This window comes from Aminobacter sp. 01T433 (assembly GCF_056398585.1).
Genome location: NZ_JBFTPR010000009.1, coordinates 201,980 through 225,784 on the forward strand (window position 1 = coordinate 201,980; position 23,805 = coordinate 225,784).

Below are 23,805 nucleotides of genomic sequence, written 5' to 3' on the forward strand. Positions count from 1 at the left end.
GCTCCGCTGGGGTACGGTGCCCGGAAACAAAAAAGCCCGCCGAAGCGAGCCTTTTCATATGTGTTGTCGGGCCGAGGCGGTTAGGCAGCGGCCATCGCCGCCCTGACGGCTGCGACCGCGTCGTCCGCCTTGGTGGCATCGGGGCCGCCGGCCTGGGCCATGTCGGCACGGCCGCCACCGCCCTGCCCGCCGAGGGCAGCGGATGCCACACGTACCAGGTCGACCGCGCTGAAACGCTTGGTCAGGTCTTCAGTGACGGCAACAACAACGCTCGCCTTGCCGTCGTCGCCCGCACCGACGAACACCACGACGCCCGAACCGAGCGACGCCTTGCCGGAATCGGCGAGCGGCTTGAGGTCCTTGGGCGACACGCCTGAAACCACCTTGCCGAGGAAGCTGACGCCAGCAACCGTTTCGCTCTCATCGGTGGCGGCGCCGCCATTGGAGCCGCCAAGCGCCAGCTTCTTGCGCGCTTCGGTGAGCTCGCGCTCGAGCTTCTTGCGTTCCTCGACAAGTGCTTCGACCCGCGCCAGCACGTCAGCAGGTGCGACCTTGAGCGATGCTGCAACAGCCTTCAGGCGACGCTCCTGCTCGTCGAGGTGGCGACGGGCGGCTTCGCCTGTCAGCGCCTCGATGCGGCGCACGCCGGCGGCAACAGCACTGTCGGAGATGATGCGCACCAGGCCGATGTCGCCCGTGGCAGTGACATGCGTGCCGCCGCAGAGCTCGACCGAATAAGGCCGGTTGGCCTTGGCGCCGTGGATACCGGTGCCCATCGAGACGACGCGGACCTCGTCGCCATATTTCTCGCCGAACAGCGCCATCGCACCCTCGGCGATGGCGTCGTCGACGCTCATAAGGCGCGTGGTAACCGGGCTGTTCTGGACCACGATCTCGTTCGACATGCGCTCGACTTGCTCGAGCTCGTCGGCCGAAATCGGCTTGTTGTGCGAAATGTCGAAACGCAGCCGTTCGGGCGCTACCAGCGACCCCTTTTGCGCCACATGGGAGCCGAGCACCTCGCGCAGCGCCTCGTGGATGAGGTGGGTCGCCGAGTGGTTCGAACGCAGGCGCGTCCGCCTGTTATGGTCGACCTTCAGCTCGACGACAGCACCAGTCTTGAGCTTGCCGCTGGTTACCTTGCCATAGTGAACGAACAGGCCGTCCGCCTTCTTTTGCGTGTCGGTCACCTCGATGGTGAAGCCCTCGCCCGACATCGTGCCGGTGTCGCCCATCTGGCCGCCCGATTCACCATAGAAGGGCGTCTGGTTGACGATGATGGCAACGGTCTCCCCTGCCGCAGCGCTTTCAACCTCGGCACCATCCTTGATGAGCGTCAGAACCACGCCTTCGGCCTGCTCAGTCTCGTAGCCGAGGAATTCGGTGGCGCCGTTCCTGTCCTTGACGCCAAACCAGACGGTCTCGGTCGCGGCTTCGCCGGAACCGGCCCAATTGGCGCGGGCTTCGGCCTTCTGGCGCGCCATGGCATCGGTGAAGCCGGCGAGATCGACCGAAATGCTGCGTTGGCGCAGCGCGTCCTGCGTCAGGTCGAGCGGGAAGCCATAGGTGTCGTAGAGCTTGAAGGCGGTCTCGCCGTCGAGCATGTCACCAGCACCGAGCGTCTCGGTGGCATCGGCGAGCAGGCCGAGGCCCCGCACCAGCGTCTTGCGGAAACGGGTCTCCTCCAGCTTCAGCGTCTCGGTGATGAGTGCCTCGCCACGGCCGAGCTCCGGATAGGCCTGGGCCATCTCGCGCACAAGTGCTGGCACCAGCTTCCACATCAACGGTTCGTTGGCGCCGAGCAGCTGCGCGTGGCGCATGGCGCGGCGCATGATGCGACGGAGCACATAGCCGCGTCCTTCGTTCGACGGCAGCACGCCGTCGGCGACGAGGAAGCAGGACGAGCGCAAATGATCCGCAATCACGCGGTACGAACCGACATTGCTTGCGTCCGGCCCACGGCCGATCGCCGAGGATGCAGCGTCGATGAGATGGCGGAACAGATCGGTCTCGAAGACTGTCTCCACGCCCTGCAGGATCGAGGCCATGCGCTCGAGGCCCATGCCGGTGTCGATCGACGGCCGCGGCAGGTCGATGCGCTGCTCCTTCGTCACCTGCTCATATTGCATGAAGACGAGGTTCCAGAATTCAAGGAAGCGGTCGCCATCCTCCTCCGGGCTGCCGGGAGGGCCGCCCCAGATATGATCGCCGCGATCGATGAAGATCTCAGAGCAAGGACCGCAAGGGCCGGTGTCGCCCATTGCCCAGAAATTGTCCGACGTGGCGATGCGGATGATGCGGTCGTCGGAGAAACCGGCGATCTTCTTCCAATAGCCGGCCGCCTCGTCGTCGGTGTGGTAGACGGTGACGAGCAGCTTGTCCTTGTTCAGCCCGTATTCCTTGGTGATCAGATTCCAGGCGAGCTCGATGGCGTGCTCCTTGAAATAGTCGCCAAACGAGAAATTGCCGAGCATCTCGAAGAAGGTGAGATGGCGGGCGGTATAGCCGACATTGTCGAGATCGTTGTGCTTGCCGCCGGCACGCACGCTCTTCTGGGCGGTCGCGGCGCGCGAATAGGAACGTTTTTCAAGACCGGTGAAGACGTTCTTGAACTGCACCATGCCGGCATTGGTGAACATCAAGGTCGGGTCGTTGCGCGGCACGAGCGGACTGGAGGCCACCACCTCGTGCCCGTTCTTCTTGAAGTAGTCGAGAAATGTCGACCGGATCTCGTTCACGCCACTCATATCGCTGCCTTTGATCGCCGCCCTGAACAGATGCACCCCGCCCTTTTCAGACGGAAATTGGAACTGCCTTTTAGCCGTCCACTTTATCCCTGTCCAGAAACACCGGATCGCCAAAAAATCCGCAATTCCGCCGCCCAGATCAGCAAACCACCTTCACAAACGCAAACCGCCGGCACGATGGCCGGCGGTTGCTCAGATCGTCTGTCTTGAAGCAGGTCAGCGCCTGGCCGACCGGCCGCCAGCGCGCTTACATCGCGCCGGCTTCGTCGTCGCTATCGTCCTCACGCGAACCGTTCTCAAGGAACTTTTCGGCGATCAGACCGGCATTCTGCCTGAGCAGTTGTTCGATTTCGCGCGCCGCTTCGGGATTGTTGCGCAAGAACAGCTTGGCGTTCTCGCGGCCTTGGCCGAGACGCTGCGAATTGTAGGAGAACCAGGCACCCGACTTCTCGACCACGCCAGCCTTGACACCGAGATCGACGAGCTCGCCGGTCTTGGAAACGCCTTCGCCATACATGATGTCGAACTCGACCTGCTTGAAGGGCGGAGCCAGCTTGTTCTTGACCACCTTGACGCGGGTCTGGTTGCCGACGACCTCGTCGCGATCCTTGACCGAGCCAATGCGGCGGATGTCGAGACGGACCGAAGCATAGAACTTGAGCGCGTTGCCGCCCGTCGTCGTCTCGGGCGAACCATACATGACGCCGATCTTCATGCGGATCTGGTTGATGAAGATGACCATGGTGTTGGAGCGCGAGATCGATGCGGTCAGCTTGCGCAGCGCCTGGCTCATCAAACGAGCCTGCAGGCCAGGCAGCGACTCGCCCATCTCGCCTTCGATTTCGGCACGCGGCGTCAAAGCCGCCACCGAGTCGACGACCAGAACGTCGATTGCGCCGGAGCGCACCAGAGTGTCGCAGATTTCCAGCGCCTGCTCACCGGTGTCAGGCTGCGAGATCAGCAGATTTTCCAGGTCGACGCCAAGCTTGCGGGCATAGACCGGATCGAGCGCGTGTTCGGCATCAACGAAAGCGCAGATGCCGCCCTTCTTCTGAGCTTCGGCAATCGTGTGAAGAGCAAGCGTCGTCTTGCCCGAGCTTTCCGGCCCATAGATTTCAACGATACGCCCGCGCGGCAGGCCGCCGACGCCGAGCGCGATGTCGAGACCGAGCGAACCGGTGGAGACGGTCGCGATCTCGACAACCTGCTCATTGGCGCCGAGGCGCATGATCGAGCCCTTGCCGAAGGCGCGTTCGATCTGCGACAGCGCCGCGTCCAGAGCCTTAGATTTGTCCACCGAATTTTCCTCTACAAGCCGCAATGAATTTTGAGCCATGATACATCACCCCGTGGTCATCAATGAAGGCCGGTCTATCCGATGCCGATATAAATTTGTACCGGTTTTGTTCACATTTGGCAAGAGCATTCAAACTATTGATATTGAACAGTATTTCATGTGATGTTCTTTTTTTGTTTCAACGCCGCACGTGATCCGATGTCGCATGGAGGTCGCGACTTCCCTTGCGGTGCCTTGCCAAATGGCGATTCGGCAGCGGTTGCCGCCTTTCGCCCGGAACACTAAGTTTGCCGCCTCAAACGCCAACGGACAGCCTCAGCATGAAGTCACCCAGAATCCTCGCCGTCGGCGGCGCCCATGTCGACCGGCGCGGGCGCATGACCGCTCCGTTCGTTCCGGGCGCCTCGATCCCAGGCGCCATGAGCGAGGAGGTCGGCGGCGGGGCGTTCAATGCGCTGCGCGGCGCTGTTCGGCGAGGTGCCGTGGGTTCGCTGATGTCGGTGCGTGGCGGCGATGCGGCCGGTGAAGCGGTTGCCGCTGAAATCCTGGCCAACGGCATCGCCGACCTGTCGGCGGTGTTCCTCGACCGCGCGACCCCAAGCTATACCGCATTGCTCGACCGCGACGGCGACGTGGTGGCCGCCCTTGCCGACATGGGGCTCTACGAACTCGCCTTCCCCAAGCAGATGCGCCGCGCCAAGCTGCGCGAGGCGATCAGCGCGGTCGATGCGGTGCTTTGCGATGCCAACCTGCCCGAGGCAGCCCTTTGGCGCCTGGCGGAGGTTGTGGGTACGACCCCGCTGTTTGCCATCGCCATTTCGCCGGCAAAGGCTGTGCGGCTGAGGCCGATCCTCGACGGGCTGTCGTGCCTGTTCATGAACCGTCGCGAGGCGGCCGTTCTCGCCGGCACCGATACGGATGCCGATCCGGCCGAGATCGCACGCGGGCTCATGGCAGCGGGGTTGCGGCGTGGCGTCGTGACCGCAGGCGGCAGCTCGGTCTTTGCCTATGACACGCAAGGGCTTTTGGTCGTTTCGCCCCCCGCACCTCGGCGGGTGGTCGACGTCACCGGCGCGGGCGATGCACTGGCGGGTGCGACAACAGTGGCGCTGCTGCGTGGCCTGCCACTTGATGATGCACTCAGGCATGGCATTGCCGCAGCTGTATTGGCCATAGAGAGCGCTTCGGCTGTGCCCGAACTCGACCAAACAGCCTTCGACGCGGTGCTGGCCCTTGTGCCGCAAGCCTCGGAAATGGCATGACGCGGCCCAAGGAGATCAACATGACGCCAGAGACCGCCCGCCCCTTCATCGACATCCACGCCCCTGTTGCCGCAGCACTCGCGGCAGGCAAGCCGGTCGTCGCGCTCGAAAGCACCATCATCACGCATGGCATGCCTTATCCCGACAACAGCGCGATGGCGGCCAATGTCGAAAAGATCATCGCCGACGGCGGTGCGGTGCCGGCGACCATTGCCGTCATCAACGGCCGCATCAAGATCGGCCTGTCCGACGGCGAGCGCGAGTCGCTGGCCATGACCGGCGGGGCCATGAAGCTGTCGCGCGCCGACATGGCCTTTGCCGTTGCCGAAGGCCGCACCGGCGGCACAACTGTCGCCGCAACGATGATTGCGGCTCATCTCGTCGGCATCAAGGTTTTTGCAACTGGCGGCATCGGCGGCGTGCACAAGGGAGCTGAAAAGAGCTTCGACATCTCGGCCGACCTGGATGAGCTGGCGCGCACGCCCGTCATCGTGGTTTCGGCCGGCGCCAAGGCTATTCTCGACATCGAAAAGACGCTGGAGGTGCTGGAAACGCGCGGCGTTCCGGTTGTGGCCTACGGCTCCGACATCGTGCCGGCCTTCTGGTCGCGCAAGTCGCCCTACGCGGCACCGCTCAGGCTAGATGCGGCGGAAAAGATCGCCCGTCTCTATGAGACGCGCGCGGCTCTGGGGCTCGATGGCGGCATGCTGGTTGCGAACCCGGTGCCTGAAAGCGACGAGATCCCGACCGAAAAGATGGCCGGCTATATCGAGGCAGCACAGAAGGCAGCCGAAGCCCAGAACATCTCAGGCAAGGCGGTGACGCCGTTCCTGCTGGCCAAGATCCTGGAACTGACCAACGGCGCGAGCCTCAAGACCAATATCGCTCTGGTCGAAAACAATGCGCGGTTGGCGGCAAAGGTCGCAATTTCGCTGGCCAAGGCGTGAACTACCTTCGCTGGAAGCACTCATATTAGCATTGTATAATATACATTTCGGACGGATAGGCTTAAGCTCTAGCGCGGCAAGCCTGCCGTCCGGGGTTGCTCGGCGGCATCACCGGAGTTGAATGATGTCCGGCGTTGGCAGACGTTGCCGATACGCGAGGGTTCAGCCATTCATACGCTGTTGCGCGACTGCCGTGCTCGCACTGTCGGCATTTTTCGTCACTCCTCCGGCCTGGGCGCATGAGACAGCGTCAGGCTGGACATATCCGCCCGCCTGCTGCCATGGCGACCTCGAACGTGGCGAGTGCCAGGCGATTCCTGAAAGCGCGGTGAATGAGCATGGCGGCGGCTGGTCGATCGTTCTGGAGCCTGGCGATCACCGCAAGGTAACGCATCGCAACCGCTACTTCGTACCTTACGGTTCGGAAATCCCCTCGGGCGACAGCGACTATCATATCTGCCTGCATCCGACCGAAGAGCATGAGAACTGCTTCTTCGTGCCGCCCGGCGCGATGTAAGGGCTACTTCTTGCTGCGCAGTGCCGCCTCGAAGGCCTTGCGCGTCCAGATCGCCAGTTCATCAGGATCGTCTATGGCGCTGTCAGGGATCGACCAATAGGGCATGTGGACCGGACGGCCCTTGCCATCATAGGCCCAACGCTTTGCGCCCGCCGCCTCGAATTCCGGCGCGCTGACGTCATCGGCCTTCAGCAAAACCTCGTCGCGGACTTCAACGCCGACGATCAGGCCGTCGTGATGGATACCCTTTCCGCCGAACATTTTTCGGATCGTGACTTCGCCAAGAGCGGCAAAAAGATCGGCAATATCGGCTTCGGTCATCGCGCGGGGTCCATGGAGTTGTTGCAGCTGGAGGATGACCTTTCCCGAACATTTCTAGATGATGCTCCAATTCCAGGTGTCATCGCAAGCCGCGACAGGGAGGAAAGCACCTATGCCGATGCTGCTCAAGGGATCATGCCGCTGCCGGACGATCCGCTTCGAGGTGCAGAGCCACACGCCAGTGCCCTATCAACTCTGCTATTGCTCAATTTGCCGCAAGCAGCAGGGCGGATGCGGTTATGCCATCAATCTGGGCGCCGACTCCGCCACTCTGAAAGTGGAGGGCACGAGCCACCTCGGGCTGTACCGGGCGACGGTCCACGATGACGAGCGGCCGCAGCCCGAAGTCTCTACCGCCGAACGACGCTTTTGCCTGAAATGCGGCGCGGCGATGTGGCTCTACGACCCGACATGGCCGGAACTGGTGCATCCCTTCGCCTCGGCCGTTGACACCGACCTCCCCGAGGCGCCGCAACGCGTGCACCTGATGCTGAAATACAAGGCGTCTTGGGTGGAACCGGCCATAAGACCCGGCGACACGGCTTTCGAGCTTTACCCGCCGGATTCTATCGCCGACTGGCACAAGCGCCATGGATTGTGGGTGGACTGAGTGTCAGGCAGCGCCTTGGGCGCGGGCTTCGGCCAAGGCCTTGAGGTCGGCTGGCTTCAGCTCGACCGATTCGCCGCAGCCGCAGGCCGAGCTCTGGTTCGGGTTGGTGAAGGTGAAGCCGGTGCGCAGCGTGGTGGTCTCGAAATCCATCTGGGTGCCGAACAGGAACAATGCCGCCTCGGGCGCGACATAGACATGGGCGCCGTCGCGCTCGATGTGGTCGTCCTTGGGGTTCGGCTCGGTCACCAGATCGACCGTGTATTCCATGCCGGCACAGCCGCCCTTCTTGATGCCGAGACGGATGCCCTGCGCGTTCTCACGCGTGGCCATGATCTCGCGCACGCGCTCGGCGGCCTTTTCGGTCATGCTGATGACGGCGAAGCGTCCCATTCCAGTCTCCATTCGTCGCCGGGTTCAAGGCCCGCGGAATGTTTCATCTCAAACCAAGATGGTGAAGATCGCATCCGCATGCAAGCCTCACCGCAGCAATGGCTCAGTACCAGCCGACCGCAACCTGGGCTTCTTCCGACATGCGGTCGGGCGTCCAGGGCGGATCGAAGGTCATGGTGACCTCGACGCCCGACACACCTTCGACGGCACCGACGGCGTTCTGCACCCAACCAGGCATCTCGCCGGCAACAGGGCAGCCAGGCGCTGTCAGCGTCATGTCGATCTTGACGGTGCGATCGTTTTCGATGTCGATCTTGTAGATCAGGCCGAGCTCGTAGATGTCGGCGGGGATTTCTGGGTCATAGACCGTCTTCAGCGCCGAGACGATGTCGTCGGTCAGCCGCGCCAGTTCGTCGGCGGGAAGGGCAGAAGCCGACATGACGCCGTTGCCGGCGGCATCGGGCAATGTCTCTTCAGTGGTCGTGGCGGTCGCGTTTTCCATGGTGCTCACCCGAAGAATTTCCGCGCTTTTTCAAGCGCTTCGGCCAGAACGTCAATCTCGGCCTTGGTATTGTACATGCCGAACGAGGCCCTGCATGTGGAGGTTACGCCGAAGCGTTTCAACAGCGGCTGGGCGCAATGGGTGCCGGCGCGCACCGCAACGCCCTGGCGGTCGATGACCATCGACACGTCATGGGCGTGAATGCCCTGCAGCTCGAAGGAAACGATGGCACCCTTGCCAGGCGCATCGCCGAAGATGCGCAGCGAATTGATCGCGCGCAGGCGCTCGTGGGCATAGTCACGCAGCGTGGCTTCATGCGCCGCAATGCGCTCGCGGCCGATGCTGTCCATATAGTCGAGTGCCGCACCCAGGCCGATAGCCTGGACAATCGGCGGCGTGCCGGCCTCGAAGCGGTGCGGCGGCTCGTTGTAGGTGACGTTGTCTTCGGTCACCTCGACGATCATCTCGCCGCCGCCCTGGAACGGACGCATGCGCTCCAGCATCTCGCGCTTGCCATAGAGCACGCCGATGCCGCTCGGACCGTAGACCTTGTGACCAGTGAAAACGTAGAAATCAGCGTCGAGGTCGCGGACGTCGACCGGCATGTGCACGGCAGCCTGGCTGCCGTCGACCAGCACCGGAATGCCGCGCGCATGCGCGATCCGGCAGATCTCCTTGATCGGCGTCACAGTGCCGAGCGCATTCGACATATGCGTGATGGCGACCAGCTTGGTGCGGTCGGTCAGGCGCTTTTCGAATTCCTCGATGTGGAAGGCGCCAAGGTCATCGACCGGCACCCAGACCAGCTTGGCGCCCTGGCGCTCGCGGATGAAGTGCCACGGCACGATGTTGGAGTGATGCTCCATGATCGACAGCACGATCTCGTCGCCTTCACCGATATTCGGCATGCCGAAACCGTAGGCGACCGTGTTCATCGCCTCGGTGGCCGATTTGGTGAAGACGATTTCCTCTGCGCTACCGGCATTGAGGAAGCGGCGAACGCTTTCGCGTGCCTTTTCATAGGCTTCGGTGGCGGCATTCGACAGGAAATGCAGGCCGCGATGCACATTCGCATATTCGTTGGAATAGGCGTGGCTGACCGTGTCGACGACGATCTGCGGCTTCTGTGCCGAAGCGCCATTGTCGAGATAGACGAGCGGCTTGCCGTAGACCTCGCGCGACAGAATGGGGAAGTCGCGACGGATTGCCTCGACATCGTAGGTGCTGTCTTCGACCTTCTGATCCATCAATCAATTCCCATGCCTTCATACGCGCCGTAGCTTCTCCCCGCGCGCGGGGAGAAGGATCTGGTCAGGCGTGCGTCGCAAACCAGTTGGTCAGCATCTCTTCCAATGGCTCGACGACGCTTTCGTCTTCGAGTTCCTCGATGACCTCGGCCAGGAACGCCCGCACCAGGAGTCCGCGAGCGGTCTTTTCGTCGACACCGCGCGCCATCAGATAGAACAGATGGTTGCGGTCGATCTCGGTGACGGTCGCGCCGTGGCCGCAAGCCACGTCGTCGGCGAAGATCTCAAGCTCGGGCTTGGTCGAGAACTCGCCATCATCGGACAGCAACAGCGTGTTGCAGGCCATGCGGGCGTCGGTTTTCTGCGCCACCTGGTGAACGTTGATGCGGCCCTGGAACACGCCCTTGGCGCGGCCGGTAACAACGTTGCGCACCACTTCCGTCGAGGACGTATGCGGCACCGCGTGGTCGAGCACCATGGTGACGTCGACATGAGTGTCGCCGGCAAGCAGGTTGACGCCGCGCAGCTTGAAATCAGCGCCTTCGCCTGAAGCCTTGACGATGACTTCCTGGCGCACAAGCTTGCCGCCGGCATTCATCACAAACAGCGTGAGCTTGGAATTCTTGCCGAGCTCGGCCTTGAACTGGGCGAGATGGGTCGCGGTTTCAGGCTGGTCCTGAACGATCAGCCACAACACCTCTGAGTCGTCGCCAAGCAGAAGCTGGCTGACCGAGCTTACGAGCCCAGCACCCTCGCCCGTCTGGCGCTCGACGATGGTAGCCTTGACGCCCGCGCCGACACGTACCGGCAGGCGGACATGGACCTGGCCACCGGCCTGGATGTTCTGCAATTCGATCGGCTTTTCGACCTGAGCACCGTCTTCGATGTCGATGAAATAGCCGTCGGCGACAAAGGCGGTGTTGAGAGCGCCCACCGCATCGTCACTGCCATAGGTGACAAGGGCGGGTGCGTAGCTGCCGTCGACGAGCTTGTCGCCGAGACGCTGGAACGAAACGCCATCAACATCAGGCGTGGCGGACGAAACGCCGTTGACGATCGAAAGCACGGTCGAGCCTTCGAGCAGTGGTGCGATTGCCTTGGCCGCGGCACTGGCGTCGAAGGCCGGTACGGTGGTCAGAAGGCGACGCAGGTCGGTGTAGTGCCAGGATTCGACACGACGGGTCGGCAGGCCGGCCTTGATCTGCTCGATCGCATTGTCGCGCTTGACCATGACCGCGCCGTCGCCGGGCAGAAGCGAAAGCCGCTCGCCGAAGGCATCGATGATCGCCGCCTCCGCCGGGGTTCGCTGGATTGTTGCAAGCATGTTCATGACTGACACCTCACGCCGCCTCTTCGATGATCCCGGCGTAGCCGTTTTCCTCGAGTTCGAGTGCCAGCGACTTGTCGCCCGACTTGATGACCTGGCCCTTGTAGAGCACGTGGACCGTATCCGGCACGATGTGGTCGAGCAGGCGCTGGTAGTGGGTGATGACGATGATGGCGCGGTCGGGCGAACGCAGGGCGTTGACGCCGTCCGAAACGATCTTGAGCGCATCGATGTCGAGGCCGGAATCGGTCTCGTCGAGCACGCACAGCTTCGGCTCGAGAAGCTTCATCTGCAGGATCTCGGCGCGCTTCTTTTCGCCGCCGGAGAATCCGACATTGACCGGACGCTTGAGCATGTTGAAGTCCATCTCCAGCGTGCCAGCGGCGTCCTTCACGCGCTTGATGAACTCAGGCACCTTGAGCGGCTCTTCGCCACGCGCCTTGCGCTGCGAATTCATCGCGACTTTGAGGAACTCCATGGTGGCGACACCAGGTATCTCCATCGGATACTGGAACGCCAGGAACAGGCCCTTGGCGGCGCGCTCGGCCGGATCCATCTCCAGGATCGACTCGCCGTTGTAGAGAATGTCGCCCTCGGTCACCTCGTAGTCGTCGCGACCGGCGAGGATGTAAGACAGCGTCGATTTTCCCGAGCCGTTGGGACCCATGATGGCGGCGACTTCGCCAGCCTTCACCGTCAGGTTCAGGCCGCGGATGATCTCGGTGCCGCTCTCGGCGATACGGGCATGCAGGTTCTTGATCTCAAGCATCTTTTTTCTTTCTAAATCTCTATCGCCGGTCAGCCGACCGAGCCCTCAAGGCTGATGCCGATCAGCTTCTGCGCCTCGACGGCGAACTCCATCGGCAGTTCCTGGATCACTTCCTTGACGAAGCCGTTGACGATCAGCGCGATGGCTTCCTCCTCGGGAATACCGCGCTGCATGACGTAGAACTTCTGGTCGTCGGAGATCTTGGAGGTGGTCGCCTCGTGCTCGAACTGGGCCGTTGCGTTCTTGGCTTCGATGTAGGGCACCGTATGGGCGCCGCACTGGTTGCCGATCAGCAAGCTGTCGCACTGGGTGAAGTTGCGGGCATTGGTCGCCTTGCGGTGCGCCGAGACCTGGCCACGATAGGTGTTCTGCGAGAAGCCGGCAGCAATACCCTTGGAGATGATGCGGCTCGACGTGTTCTTGCCGAGATGGATCATCTTGGTGCCGGAGTCGACCTGCTGGTAGCCGTTCGAAACCGCGATCGAATAGAACTCGCCACGAGAATCGTCGCCGCGCAGGATGCAGCTCGGATACTTCCAGGTGATCGCCGAGCCGGTTTCGACCTGGGTCCACGAGATCTTCGACCGGTCGCCACGGCAGTCGCCGCGCTTGGTGACGAAGTTGTAGATGCCGCCCTTGCCCTGGGCATCGCCCGGGTACCAGTTCTGGACGGTCGAATACTTGATTTCGGCGTCATCAAGCGCGACCAGCTCGACCACGGCGGCATGAAGCTGGTTCTCGTCGCGCTGGGGTGCCGTGCAGCCTTCGAGATAAGAGACATAAGCCCCCTCCTCGGCGATGATCAGCGTGCGTTCGAACTGGCCGGTGTTCTTTTCGTTGATGCGGAAATAGGTCGACAGCTCCATCGGGCAGCGAACGCCCTTGGGCACAAACACGAACGACCCGTCGGTGAAGACAGCCGAGTTCAGCGTCGCATAATAATTGTCCGTCGTCGGCACCACGGAGCCGAGGTACTTCTTCACCAGCTCGGGGTGCTCGCGGATGGCTTCCGAGATCGAGCAGAAGATGACGCCGGCCTTGGCCAGCTCATCCTTGAAGGTGGTGACGACCGAAACCGAATCGAACACGGCGTCGACAGCGACGCGGCCCGACTTGTAGACATTGTCGCCAAGCTCTTCGAGGTCGGGATCAACCGCCTTTTCCACGCCGGCAAGGATTTCCTGCTCGCGCAGCGGGATGCCGAGCTTTTCGTAGACCTTCAGGATCTCGGGATCGACTTCGTCGAGCGAGGTCGGTCCGGGCGTGCTCTTGGGAGCGGCGTAAAAGTAGATGTCCTGGAAGTCGATCTTGGGATAGTCGACGCGCGCCCAGTTCGGCTCGTCAAGCGTGAGCCAGCGGCGATAGGCCCCGAGACGCCATTCGAGCATCCATTCCGGTTCGCCCTTCTTGGCCGAGATGAAGCGGACAATGTCTTCGCTCAGGCCCTTGGGGGCTTTGTCCATCTCGATGAACGATTCGAAACCGTATTTGTATTGATCGACGTCGATCTTGCGGACCTGCTCGATCGTTTCCTGCACAGCAGGCATAGGCGTTCTCCATCCACGCCGGGGTCAAGGCCCGGCAGTTTTCAAACTATGGCACCGCTGGCGCGGCGTAAGTTTCATATAGTGCATTCTTTCCGGGAATTCACCCGGAAGGCCGCCTTGCAGCGCCCTGACACACCCGTTCACTGGCCCTTGGGCCAAATTTCCCGCCTATCAGGCGGCTTTCGTACGGTCCGTGCGCCGCGCCAGAAGCGCTGCGAGAGCCGTTTCGAATTTTTCCACGTCCGCTTCGGTCGTGCTCCGGCCAATCGACACGCGTAGCGCGCCAAGATTGTCGGCAAAGCCCATCGCCTTCAGCACATGGCTGGGACCGACCTTGCCCGACGAACACGCGGAACCGGCAGAGAGCGCTACGCCCGCCAGATCGAAGGCGATCTGCGCCGTCTCGGCCTTGATGCCCGGAATAGCGAAGAATGTCGTATTGGCAAGCCGCTCGGTGCCCTTTCCGAAGATTTCCGCATCGGGAACAAGCCTCACAACCGCATCTTCGATGCGATCGCGCATGGCGCGCACCTTGTCCATCTCGGCAAGCCCAGCCAGGGCGTCTCGTGCCGCCGCGCCAAATCCAGCGATAGCTGGCAGGTTTTCGGTGCCGCCGCGGTGGCCTTTCTCCTGCCCGCCGCCTGATACCAGAGGTGCCGGCATCATCAGATCGGCTTGGGCGACGATAGCGCCAGCGCCCTTGGGCCCACCGATCTTGTGCGAGGATAGAATCAGGTAATCTGCATAAGCCTCTGACATATCGAGAGGAACGCGCCCTGCCGCCTGGACGGCGTCGGCGACCAGAACCCCACCCGCAGCCTTCACCAGCCTGGCGATATCGCCGAAGGGCTGAATGACACCGGTCTCGTTGTTGGCGGAATGGATCGCCACAAGCGGCAAGCCTTCCGACTTGTCGTGTGCAGCGAGTGCTGCCTCCAAAGCAGGGAGGTCGACGACACCGTTGCTGTCGACGCCAAGACGCGTGACGCGATCACTAGGGAAACGCCCGCCGTTCAGCACGCAAGGATGATCCGCTTCGGTGACGTAGAGGCGCGACATGCGCACAGCGCCCCGGCCCATGCGCCAATCCGGCGAAAGCAGCGTGGCCGCAGCCTCGGTCGCGCCTGAGGTGAACACCACATGCTCTGCCTTGGCGCCGACGAGGGCGGCGACATGGCGCCTGGCGTCCTCGATGATCTTGCGGGCGGCCCTGCCTTCATTGTGCACTGACGACGGATTGGCCACGACATCGAGCGCGCCGACCACGGCCGCACGCGCTGCGGGCAGCAGCGGCGCACTGGCATTGTGGTCAAGATAGGCGCGAGGTCCGGCCATTTCGCTTCAATCTGCCCTGTCAAATCACGTTTGGGTGTAGGGACGCGCAATTTCCTTGAAATTCCAAGGCGAGCCGTCCTATCTACCCGCTTTGCCAAACGAGCGGTTTCGCCGCCCAGTTTTGAACAGTTCTAAACTAGCTTCTATGAAGACGCGTCGCTCGCGTCAAGGCTGGCCACAGGATTGTTTGATCGGCTTTGCGTCAAGTGGAGTATTCTATGCCAGAGGTCATTTTCACCGGTCCGGCGGGTCGCCTGGAAGGTCGTTATCAGCCGTCCAAGGAAAAGAACGCGCCGATCGCCATCATACTGCACCCTCACCCGCAGTTTGGCGGCACGATGAACAACAAGATCGTGTACGACCTCTTTTACATGTTCCAGAAGCGCGACTTCACCACGCTGCGCTTCAATTTCCGCGGCATCGGCCGCAGCCAGGGCGAGTTCGACCACGGCACCGGCGAGTTGTCGGACGCGGCAGCGGCACTCGACTGGGTGCAGTCGCTGCATCCCGATTCCAAGAGCTGCTGGGTTGCGGGTTATTCCTTCGGGTCATGGATCGGCATGCAGCTTTTGATGCGCCGTCCCGAAATCGAAGGCTTCATTTCGGTGGCGCCGCAGCCCAACACCTATGACTTCTCGTTCCTGGCGCCCTGCCCGTCGTCGGGCCTGATCATCCATGGCGATGCCGACAAGGTGGCGCCGCCCAAGGACGTGCAGGGCCTGGTCGACAAGCTGCACACGCAAAAGGGCATCACCATCACCCAGAAGACGCTGGCCGGTGCCAACCACTTCTTCGGCAACGATCCGGAGCTGGTGATCGAAGAATGCGCCGACTATCTCGACCGTCGTCTGGCCGGCGAGCTTTCGGACCCGCGTCCAAAGCGCCTGCGCTAAGAGGAGTTCCGCGCATGTACCAGCCTCCGCTGTTTCGCGAGACGCGGCCGGAGGTTTTGCATGCGCTGATCCGCAACCATCCGCTCGGCCTTCTGATCTGCAATGGATCGGAAGGCCCGGTTGCCAACCTGCTGCCTTTCCTGCTGGACGCCGAAATCGGGCAAAACGGCAGGCTGCGCGCCCATCTCGCGCGGGCCAATCCGCAATGGCGGCTGTTGGCCGATAGGCCCGATATGCCGGTGCTGGTGGTTTTCCAGGGCGCCGACCACTACATCACCCCATCCTGGTATGAGACCAAGCGCGAGACCGGCAAGGTCGTTCCAACCTGGAACTATGCGACCGTGCAGGTGCGTGGCACGGCACGGGTGATCGACGACAAGGACTGGCTCACCGGGCAGATCGCCGAGCTCACCGACAGCCAGGAAGCCCGGCGGACGGAGCCATGGCAGGTGACCGACGCGCCGGACGCCTACGTCCAGGCTCAGATCAAGGGCATTATCGGCCTTGAGATCGACATCGCCAGCATCGACGGCAAGTGGAAGGTCAGCCAGAACCGGCCGGCTGGCGACCGCATCGGCGTTGCCGAAGGCCTTGAGGCGGAAGATAACGCCGCCGACGGCATGGCGCAGCTTGTCCGGCAATATGGCGGGCTGACGGGCGAATAGCTCTCGCCGTTTCTGCATTTCGCGTGGATGCCTGACTGTGACGACACCATCTGCTGCCAACTCGGTTGCCTTCCGTCCGTTCCACCACAACGACCTAACCGCCTATGCGCGGTGGTTCGACGATGAGGACGTGGCGCGGCGCGTCAGTTTCCCCGACCAAGATTGGCTCGACTATGTCACGATGCCCAACGGCATCGCGCACGCGGTCGTGGCTTTGCACGACAGGGCACCAATCGCGGTGCTGCAATGTGACGAAGAGCCTGACCGGGGCATCAATCTTCTGATCGCCCTCGATCCGGCACGGCGCGGCCAGGGTTTCGGCAAGCTGGTGCTGGCGGCCTTCGTCGATCATGTCGGGCGCCGCTACACGCATATAGACGGCCATATCGAGGACGACAATTTCGCCTCGATCGCCTGTGTCGAGCGCTGCGGTTTCGTCCGCCACACCGAGGATGCGGACGAAGGATTCTTGTTTTATCGCAAACTACTTAGCTCCGAGACTTGAGCAAAGGAGCCGCGGCGCCCTAGCCGCAGGCTGTCGTCATTGCCACGCTCGTCAAGCCATTGCCGGCACCTTTGCCATGCGGCTCTTTTCATAGGTCTTGTACGCCAAAACCAATGAGAAGAAGAACACGGATACGACAGCGGCGGCGACAGGCAATTGCGGCACGAACTCAGCCGGAAAGACAAAGGGCAAGAACGGAAACGCGTAGGCCGCCGGGATGCGCGCCTTGAAAAGATGCAGCAAGCCATAGATCAGCGCCAGATCGAGCGCAGCGATGAGAAGCCAGTTTTCAAGGGCGAGAAACAGCACCGTGCCGATCAGCGCCGACAAGGTAAGCACTGCTCCCTGCTTGAGCGCCATCTTGCGCATGTACATCGGCATCTGCAGGGATTCGTAGACGACAACCGTGATCGGCGGAATGATCGCCATGTGCGGGTAGCCGGCCAGAACGGTGATGGCGATCCATGCGAGATGCATCACCAGATAGACCAGCATGTATTTGTATTTCACCGGCGCTTCGCGCGGGACACCGCGATTGAGCTTGAACAGCATGACGCCCAGCATCAATGCAAAGGTGGTGACGAAGATGGCGATCAGGAAGGAATAATGCGTGGCATTGGTCACGACTGGCAGGAAGCCGGTCGCAAGGGCCGGCGCCAGATTGGTGCGGATAGCACGCATGGCAACCAGCATCAGGCACAACACCAGCAGGATTTTCACGACAAAGGACTGGTCGAGAAGGTTGACCGCGAAGCCGATGATGGCCGTGATGGACGGTACGATGAAGATCTTTTCGGGCTGCCTGAGCCAACCCTTCTCCCGCCAGGCCCAGAGCGCCACCGCCATTGCGGCGATTTCGGGCAATACGATCTCTGAATCCGCGAAGAACACAGCCGCGAACACCATCAGCAGGATGAACCCGAACGCGGCGGCGTAGGCGGCAAGCGGTCTTGTATGGTCGGTCTTGGTATTGAGCATGCTTCAGTCACTTCCAGCGCGTTGGTGATCTGCTCGCCTTCGCAAGCCAGACTGGCGTGCTACGGGTTCCACTTACTGGAAGGTCAAAGGCGCGTTTTGTCGCTACCCGGACGAAACGACTACATCCTCATGGAAAAAAGGCTCCAGCCAAGCCGGAGCCTTTCTTCTTGCTTCGATTGCGGACGGCTAGCAGCGGCCCGCTGCGTTGAGAGTGGTTTACTTCGCCTTCAGGAGATCGCCGACTTCGAGCAGCACGAACTCGTTGTCATCGGCCTTGTCGATGGCGCGGCCAGCCGAGAACGGCAGGTTGTTGTCGTTGCCGACGATGATGTGGCTTTCGTCGACGAGATCGACATTCTCGATGGTGACGAAGGGCATGTCGTAAAAGCCCTCGCCGCCACCCTGGCGCTTCTTGTTGTCGGGATCGGCGATCTTCATCAGATCGACATAGCCAACCTTGCGCACGGCCTTGCCGGCGTTGTCGTCTGATATCTCGATCTTGTAGATGCGCTTGAGCTTGGCGGGCTTGGCGAAGCAATCGGGCTTGGGATCGTTGGCATCGGCGCAGGCCTTGTCAGCCGTTCCAGCACCATTGTCGCGCTCGATGACCAGCGCTTCGGTTTCGCTGATCATGTTGAAATCGCCAATGGCCTCGCCGCCATCGGCCAGCGGATAGAGCCAGCTGCGGCCGGTCCACTCCTTCTTGGCCGCGTCGAATTCGATGACGCGGAGCGCGGTCTTGCCATCGATCTTCTCGACCGAACCGTCGGCCATGTAGCGCGGGCCTTCGAGCAGGCCGTAGAGCTTGGTGCCGTCCTTCGACATCGCCAGACCTTCATAGCCGCCTGAGCGCTTGAGGTTGAAGGCCGGGTTCTTGGCGGTTGGGTTGCCCGGAAGCGTCAGCGTCGGATGATCGGGCGAAAGTACCGGTTCGCCTTCGACAGTGGTCGCAAAGACGTCGGTCAGTTTGCCGTCGAGGTCGAACTTGAGCAGATAGGGCCCGAACTCCTCGCCAACCCAGAAGCCGTCTGCCACCGGCTGGATCGATTCGACGTCGAAATCGGCGCCGGTGAGAAGGCGCGTGTCGGAACCTTCGAGCACGATGGGGAACGGCGCCTTGCGCTCAGGATCGCTGAGGAAAACCGTCTTCTTGCGGTCGACGGTGCCCTTGTCCCAGTCGAACGACAGGTGGTGCAGCATCAGGGCGGCGTCGGAGGAGTTCAGCTTCGCACCGAAACCGTTGTCGGAGAGCGACCAGAAGGTGCCGTCGCCCATCGACTTGATGCCGGAGAAGCCCTGTACGGGCTGGCCGTCGAAAGGCAGCGAAAGGCCGGAGGGACGAACGCCATCCTTGCCCGGAACGGTGCCGAGACCTTCGGCGCGCTTGCGGTCGGGGGTCGTGAACTTGCCCGACGTACGCAGGTGCTCGGGCGCATTTTCGGGTGCTGCGATGATGGTGTTGGCCGGCAGGATCGCATGGCCGGTGAGCGTTGCCTTGAATTCCGTCTCATCCGCAAGAGCGGAAGCGGTGGAAAGCGCGAGGATGGCCGCAGCCAGGTGGAGAGAGCGTCGCATGGTGGACCCCGAATGATTTGACTTACGGGGCCTCTGCTAGGTCCACGCCATGTCGGGCGGGTGACGCCTCGATGAAACTTTGATGAAGTCCCCGGATCAGGGTTCGGCGCGCAGGCCAGCCATTGGCACATCCGCACTGCTCATCGTGTAGATTCGGGCCAGGAGCCCATTCATCGGGCCGGTATGCTGATAGCTCATCCCGATCTTTTCCAGCACCTTCAGCGAAGCGGCATTGTCGACATGGGCAAAGGCGATGAAGTGGTCGCGGACCTTACGGTCGAGGAAGTAGTCTGCCAGGGCTTGGGCGACCTCGGTGGCGTAGCCCTGCCCCCAGAACTCCGGTGCGATGGCATAGCCAAGTTCGAACTGGCCGGTGGCGGCAAACAGCGAAAAACCGGCACGGCCGATGAAGCGCCCATCATCGCGGCGCAGCAGCCTGAACTTGGTCAGGCCGTGCTGGCTGTACTCCTCGGTCCAACCGGCCATGCGGCTGGCTGCTTGTTCGCGCGTCCAGGGCTTGCCATCGCGTGACAGATAACGCGAGGCGTCCACTTGCGAATGCAGCCAAACGAGATCGTCCAGATCCTCGTCGCGCCAGGTACGAAGCTGCAAACGCTGCGTTTCCAGTACGGTTTCTTCGACCATCTTGTTTTCCGTTTCGAACTCAGCCGGGTTCGGCGCGCAGGCCGCCGGTGACAGGCTCGCGACAACCAGTGGTGGTTGGGAAGGTCAGCGGCAGGCCGAGCGCCGACCTGACCGCGAGATAAGCCCAGGCCTCGGCCTCGGTGGCGTCACCATTGAGGCCGGCATCTTCGGCAACGATCACTTGGGCTCCCGCCTTTTTTGCCCCTGTCCTTAGGTCGCCGACGATATGCGGGTTCTTGCGCCCACCGCCACAGACGATCCAGAGTTTTGGCGGCTCAGGCAAGTGCTCGACCGATTTCAGGATCGCCTCGGCCGAGACGCCGGCCAGCGTGCGGGCGCCGTCGGAAAGCTCCAGCCCTTCGGCCAAAGCGAGGGTGAAGTCGTTGCGGTCGAGCGATTTCGGACCGGGTTTTTCAAAGAACGGATTGTCGAGGAAGCGTTCGACCACCTCGGTCACCACGCCGCCCTCGCTGGCAATGGCACCGCCGGCATCGTAGGGCACGCCGCCCTCGCGGCTGACCCACTGGTCGATCAGCGTGTTGCCGGGGCCGGTGTCGAAGGCGATGGGATCGCCCCTTTCAGGCACGTAGGTGATGTTGGAGATGCCGCCGACATTGACGAAGACCGCAGGCTTCATTGCGGCGTATGGCTCAGGCAGCGAGCGAGCGAGTGCCGCGTGATAGGCCGGCACCAGCGGTGCGCCCTGCCCGCTATGAGCCATGTCGTTGGCGCGCATGTCGTAGATCACTGGGATGCCGGTCTGGCGGGCAAGCAAGGCGCCATCGCCAAGCTGCACCGTCACGCCAAGCTGCGGGCGATGCAGCACTGTCTGGCCATGGAAGCCTATCAAATCGGGCCTTTGCCATTCGGTGGGCAAGCTGCGCAGGAAGTCGCTGACGGCGGCGGCATGGCGCAAGGTGATGTCGCGCTCCAGATCGGCGAGATCGCCTGGCCTGTCTTCGCGTCGGACAATCGACTTGGCCGTCTCAAGCGAAGCCTCGATGCGGCGGCGAAAAGCTGCGTCGTAGGCAACCGCCATGGACGGACCCAACGTGATCTCGTTGACCCCGTCGGTGCGCAGGATGGCGAGGTCGATGCCATCCATCGAGGTTCCGCTCATCAGTCCGATCGCAGTCAAAACCGCCATGAAGTCCGCCGTCCTTGTGATTCCGGGCCTGCAGATGCTAAAGCCCCAGCATCGCCGATCCAATGCCGGATCGACCGAACCACACGTCCGCCAAGAGAAAGAACCATGTCCGGCTTCAAATCCGATTTCCTGCGCACCCTTTCCGAGCGTGGCTTCATCCACCAGACCTCCGATGACGCCGGCCTCGACGACCTCTTTTGCAAGGAAACCGTGTCGGCCTATATCGGCTTCGATCCGACGGCATCGAGCCTGCATGCCGGCGGCCTGATCCAGATCATGATGCTGTACTGGATGCAGAAGACCGGCCATCGCCCCGTCCCGCTGATGGGCGGCGGCACCGGCATGGTCGGCGACCCGTCCTTCAAGGACGAGGCGCGCAAGCTGATGACACCGGAAATCATCCAGTCCAACATCGACGGCATCAAGCAGGTGTTTTCCAACTACCTGACCTTCGGCGACGGCCCTCAAGATGCGATGATGGTCAACAACGCCGAGTGGCTCTTGCCGCTCAACTATCTCGAATTCCTGCGCGACGTCGGCCAGCATTTTTCGGTCAACCGCATGCTGAGCTTTGATTCCGTCAAGCAGCGTCTCGACCGCGAGCAATCGCTGTCGTTCCTCGAATTCAACTACATGATCCTGCAGGCCTATGACTTCGTCGAACTCAACAAGCGCTACGGCCTGCGCCTGCAGATGGGCGGCTCGGACCAGTGGGGCAACATCATCAACGGCATCGACCTTGGCCATCGCCTTGGCACGCCGCAGCTTTACGCGCTGACTTCGCCGCTGCTGACCACCTCGTCGGGTGCCAAGATGGGCAAGTCGATGAATGGCGCTGTCTGGCTCAATGCCGACATGCTGTCGCCCTATGACTTCTGGCAGTACTGGCGCAACACCGAGGATGCCGACGTCGAGCGCTTCCTCAAGCTCTACACCGCGATGCCGCTCGACGAGATCGCGCGCCTGGCCGCCCTTGGCGGGTCGGAAATCAATGACGCCAAGAAGGTGTTGGCGACCGAAGTGACGGCCATGCTGCACGGCCGCGCTGCCGCAGAGCAATCGGCGGAAACTGCACGCAAGACGTTCGAAGAAGGTGCTTTGGCCGAGTCGCTGCCGACGGTCGAGATTGCCGGAGACGAGCTGAAAGCCGGCATCGGTCTTTTGTCGCTGGTGGTGCGCGCCGGGCTTGCGGCCTCGAACGGCGAAGCCCGCCGGCACGTCCAGGGCGGTGCCGTGCGCATCAACGACCAGTCGGTCAATGACGAACGCCGTGCAGTCACCACGGCTGATCTCACGCCGGAGGGCGTGATCAAGCTGTCGCTTGGCAAGAAGAAGCACATTCTGGTGCGCCCGGCCTGACCAGGGCCATCGCGCGAAGCTGGAAAGGCTGAACTGCGGCAGAGGATGTGCGTCGGGTACTGCGCGTCTGTGCAGCCCCCGCCGCGCCGTCCCAAGAATTTTGGACAGAGCAATGAGTCGTTTCTGGAGCCGCTTGACGCATGATTTGAAACCCTATGTGCCGGGCGAACAGCCCCGCATGGCGGGACTGGTCAAGCTCAACACCAACGAAAGTCCCTTTGGCCCCTCCCCTCGCGCGCTGGAAGCGGTTCGTGGCGAGGCGGCGGACACGCTGCGTCTTTATCCAGACCCGCAAGCCACCGAGCTGCGGGCTGCGTTGGCCACCTATCACCAGGTGCGCCCCGAACAGGTGTTTGTCGGTAACGGATCCGACGAGGTGCTGGCGCATGTCTTCGCCGCTCTGTTGAAGCATGATGCCCCGTTGCTGTTCCCTGACATCACCTACAGCTTCTACACGGTCTATTGCCGCCTTTTTGGCATCGACTACGAGGCCGTGCCGCTTGATCAGGCCATGCAAATCCGTGTTGCCGATTACCGGCGCCCGGCCGGCGCGATCATCCTACCCAATCCAAATGCGCCGACAGGGAGTGCGCTGTCACTGGCCGATATCGCCACTTTGCTTGAGGAACATCCTGACGCCTCGGTGGTGATCGACGAGGCCTATGTTGATTTCGGCGCCGAAACTGCGATTCCACTGGTCGCCTCCCACCCGAACCTTCTAGTCGTTCAAACAATGTCCAAGTCCAGGGCCCTGGCCGGCTTGCGGGTTGGCTATGCGATCGGCGACGCCGAGTTGATCGAGGCGCTCAGCCGAGTGAAGGACAGCTTCAACTCCTATCCTCTTGGCCGGCCCGCCATGGCCGGCGCCATCGCCTCGCTTGAGGACGAAGACTATTTCCAGCAGAGCCGAGCGCGCGTGATCGAGGGCCGAGAGCGGCTGAACCTTGGACTGGCTCGGCTCGGCTTTGAGGTGCTGCCGTCCTGCGCCAACTTCGTTTTCGCGCGTCATCCAGCCCATGAGGGCGCGGCACTGGCCGCCGCGCTGCGTCAACGAGCCGTCATCGTGCGCCATTTTCCAGCTCCCCGCATCTCTGACTATCTCAGGATAACCGTGGGCACTGATGGGCAAATCGACCGGCTCTTGTCGGCCCTCTCGGACATCTTGGGCAGCGAGGCAGCGCCTGCCTGATCGCGCCTTCGGGGGCCATCTGGTTAGGCCC

At 62.1% G+C, this 23,805-nt stretch carries 23 protein-coding genes; 9 read left to right on the forward strand and 14 right to left on the reverse strand.

The annotated features are described in order from the left end of the window. Positions 1–80: 80 nt before the first annotated feature. Positions 81–2,747, reverse strand: a complete 2,667-nt coding sequence (gene alaS / locus AC1DLV_RS17830) for an alanine--tRNA ligase (protein WP_476801222.1) — start codon at positions 2,745–2,747, stop codon at positions 81–83. Between the two features lie 247 nt (positions 2,748–2,994). Further along, positions 2,995–4,083, reverse strand: a complete 1,089-nt coding sequence (gene recA, locus AC1DLV_RS17835) for a recombinase RecA (RefSeq protein WP_476801223.1) — start codon at positions 4,081–4,083, stop codon at positions 2,995–2,997. 281 nt (positions 4,084–4,364) lie between these two features. Between recA and AC1DLV_RS17840 the strand changes: the two genes are divergently transcribed. The 3 genes from AC1DLV_RS17840 to AC1DLV_RS17850 all read left to right on the forward strand — a co-directional run bounded on the left by AC1DLV_RS17840 (position 4,365) and on the right by AC1DLV_RS17850 (position 6,770). Then, positions 4,365–5,306, forward strand: a complete 942-nt coding sequence (locus AC1DLV_RS17840; protein ID WP_476801224.1) for a carbohydrate kinase family protein — start codon at positions 4,365–4,367, stop codon at positions 5,304–5,306. Positions 5,307–5,326: 20 nt separating this feature from the next. Beyond that, a complete protein-coding gene (locus AC1DLV_RS17845) occupies positions 5,327–6,253 on the forward strand; it encodes a pseudouridine-5'-phosphate glycosidase (protein ID WP_476801264.1) in 927 nt (308 codons plus the stop codon). A 193-nt stretch (positions 6,254–6,446) separates the two neighbouring features. After that, on the forward strand, positions 6,447–6,770 hold the full coding sequence (locus tag AC1DLV_RS17850) for a hypothetical protein (RefSeq protein ID WP_476801225.1): 324 nt from the start codon (positions 6,447–6,449) through the stop codon (positions 6,768–6,770). A gap of 3 nt (positions 6,771–6,773) precedes the next feature. Here AC1DLV_RS17850 and AC1DLV_RS17855 read toward each other — a convergent pair whose 3' ends face one another. Then, positions 6,774–7,091, reverse strand: a complete 318-nt coding sequence (locus AC1DLV_RS17855; RefSeq protein ID WP_476801226.1) for a TfoX/Sxy family protein — start codon at positions 7,089–7,091, stop codon at positions 6,774–6,776. A gap of 112 nt (positions 7,092–7,203) precedes the next feature. Between AC1DLV_RS17855 and AC1DLV_RS17860 the strand changes: the two genes are divergently transcribed. Continuing rightward, positions 7,204–7,701, forward strand: coding sequence for a GFA family protein (locus AC1DLV_RS17860; protein WP_476801227.1), 498 nt, complete (start codon positions 7,204–7,206; stop codon positions 7,699–7,701). A 3-nt stretch (positions 7,702–7,704) separates the two neighbouring features. On the opposite strand, the gene sufA is transcribed toward AC1DLV_RS17860, so the two are convergent. From sufA to AC1DLV_RS17895, 7 genes are all read right to left on the reverse strand, one after another. Continuing rightward, the gene (sufA, locus tag AC1DLV_RS17865; protein WP_476801228.1) at positions 7,705–8,091 is read right to left on the reverse strand and encodes a Fe-S cluster assembly scaffold SufA; all 387 of its coding nucleotides are present in this window, start codon (positions 8,089–8,091) and stop codon (positions 7,705–7,707) included. 103 nt (positions 8,092–8,194) lie between these two features. Continuing rightward, positions 8,195–8,593, reverse strand: a complete 399-nt coding sequence (locus tag AC1DLV_RS17870) for an SUF system Fe-S cluster assembly protein (RefSeq protein WP_476801229.1) — start codon at positions 8,591–8,593, stop codon at positions 8,195–8,197. A 5-nt stretch (positions 8,594–8,598) separates the two neighbouring features. Then, positions 8,599–9,840: a cysteine desulfurase gene (locus AC1DLV_RS17875; protein WP_476801230.1), complete on the reverse strand. Its 1,242-nt coding sequence runs from the start codon at positions 9,838–9,840 to the stop codon at positions 8,599–8,601. A gap of 64 nt (positions 9,841–9,904) precedes the next feature. After that, positions 9,905–11,170: a Fe-S cluster assembly protein SufD gene (sufD, locus tag AC1DLV_RS17880; RefSeq protein WP_476801231.1), complete on the reverse strand. Its 1,266-nt coding sequence runs from the start codon at positions 11,168–11,170 to the stop codon at positions 9,905–9,907. A 10-nt stretch (positions 11,171–11,180) separates the two neighbouring features. Then, a complete protein-coding gene (gene sufC, locus AC1DLV_RS17885; RefSeq protein WP_055971255.1) occupies positions 11,181–11,936 on the reverse strand; it encodes a Fe-S cluster assembly ATPase SufC in 756 nt (251 codons plus the stop codon). A gap of 29 nt (positions 11,937–11,965) precedes the next feature. Continuing rightward, positions 11,966–13,483, reverse strand: a complete 1,518-nt coding sequence (gene sufB, locus AC1DLV_RS17890; protein WP_476801232.1) for a Fe-S cluster assembly protein SufB — start codon at positions 13,481–13,483, stop codon at positions 11,966–11,968. Positions 13,484–13,654: 171 nt separating this feature from the next. After that, positions 13,655–14,818, reverse strand: a complete 1,164-nt coding sequence (locus AC1DLV_RS17895) for a cysteine desulfurase family protein (RefSeq protein WP_476801233.1) — start codon at positions 14,816–14,818, stop codon at positions 13,655–13,657. A 218-nt stretch (positions 14,819–15,036) separates the two neighbouring features. Here AC1DLV_RS17895 and AC1DLV_RS17900 point away from each other — a divergent pair, with 218 nt between their 5' ends. Genes AC1DLV_RS17900 through AC1DLV_RS17910 form a run of 3 tightly spaced genes read left to right on the forward strand, consistent with a single transcriptional unit; the run spans position 15,037 to position 16,881 of the window. Further along, positions 15,037–15,711: an alpha/beta hydrolase gene (locus AC1DLV_RS17900; protein WP_184768933.1), complete on the forward strand. Its 675-nt coding sequence runs from the start codon at positions 15,037–15,039 to the stop codon at positions 15,709–15,711. Positions 15,712–15,725: 14 nt separating this feature from the next. Beyond that, positions 15,726–16,376, forward strand: a complete 651-nt coding sequence (locus AC1DLV_RS17905) for an FMN-binding negative transcriptional regulator (protein ID WP_476801234.1) — start codon at positions 15,726–15,728, stop codon at positions 16,374–16,376. Positions 16,377–16,413: 37 nt separating this feature from the next. After that, positions 16,414–16,881, forward strand: coding sequence for a GNAT family N-acetyltransferase (locus AC1DLV_RS17910; RefSeq protein WP_476801235.1), 468 nt, complete (start codon positions 16,414–16,416; stop codon positions 16,879–16,881). 51 nt (positions 16,882–16,932) lie between these two features. Here the strand turns inward: AC1DLV_RS17910 and AC1DLV_RS17915 are convergent, their stop codons facing one another. From AC1DLV_RS17915 to AC1DLV_RS17930, 4 genes are all read right to left on the reverse strand, one after another. Beyond that, on the reverse strand, positions 16,933–17,859 hold the full coding sequence (locus AC1DLV_RS17915; RefSeq protein WP_476801236.1) for a hypothetical protein: 927 nt from the start codon (positions 17,857–17,859) through the stop codon (positions 16,933–16,935). 216 nt (positions 17,860–18,075) lie between these two features. Continuing rightward, positions 18,076–19,434: an esterase-like activity of phytase family protein gene (locus tag AC1DLV_RS17920; RefSeq protein ID WP_476801237.1), complete on the reverse strand. Its 1,359-nt coding sequence runs from the start codon at positions 19,432–19,434 to the stop codon at positions 18,076–18,078. Positions 19,435–19,530: 96 nt separating this feature from the next. Next, entirely contained in the window at positions 19,531–20,079 is a 549-nt protein-coding gene (locus AC1DLV_RS17925; RefSeq protein ID WP_476801238.1) for a GNAT family N-acetyltransferase, read from the reverse strand. A gap of 19 nt (positions 20,080–20,098) precedes the next feature. Beyond that, complete coding sequence (locus tag AC1DLV_RS17930; protein WP_476801239.1) at positions 20,099–21,226, reverse strand: anhydro-N-acetylmuramic acid kinase; 1,128 nt, start codon at positions 21,224–21,226, stop codon at positions 20,099–20,101. Positions 21,227–21,331: 105 nt separating this feature from the next. On the opposite strand from AC1DLV_RS17930, the gene tyrS reads away from it, so the two are divergent. Beyond that, entirely contained in the window at positions 21,332–22,585 is a 1,254-nt protein-coding gene (tyrS, locus tag AC1DLV_RS17935; RefSeq protein ID WP_476801240.1) for a tyrosine--tRNA ligase, read from the forward strand. 112 nt (positions 22,586–22,697) lie between these two features. Further along, positions 22,698–23,774: a histidinol-phosphate transaminase gene (gene hisC, locus AC1DLV_RS17940; protein ID WP_476801241.1), complete on the forward strand. Its 1,077-nt coding sequence runs from the start codon at positions 22,698–22,700 to the stop codon at positions 23,772–23,774. The last annotated feature ends 31 nt before the right edge of the window (positions 23,775–23,805 follow it).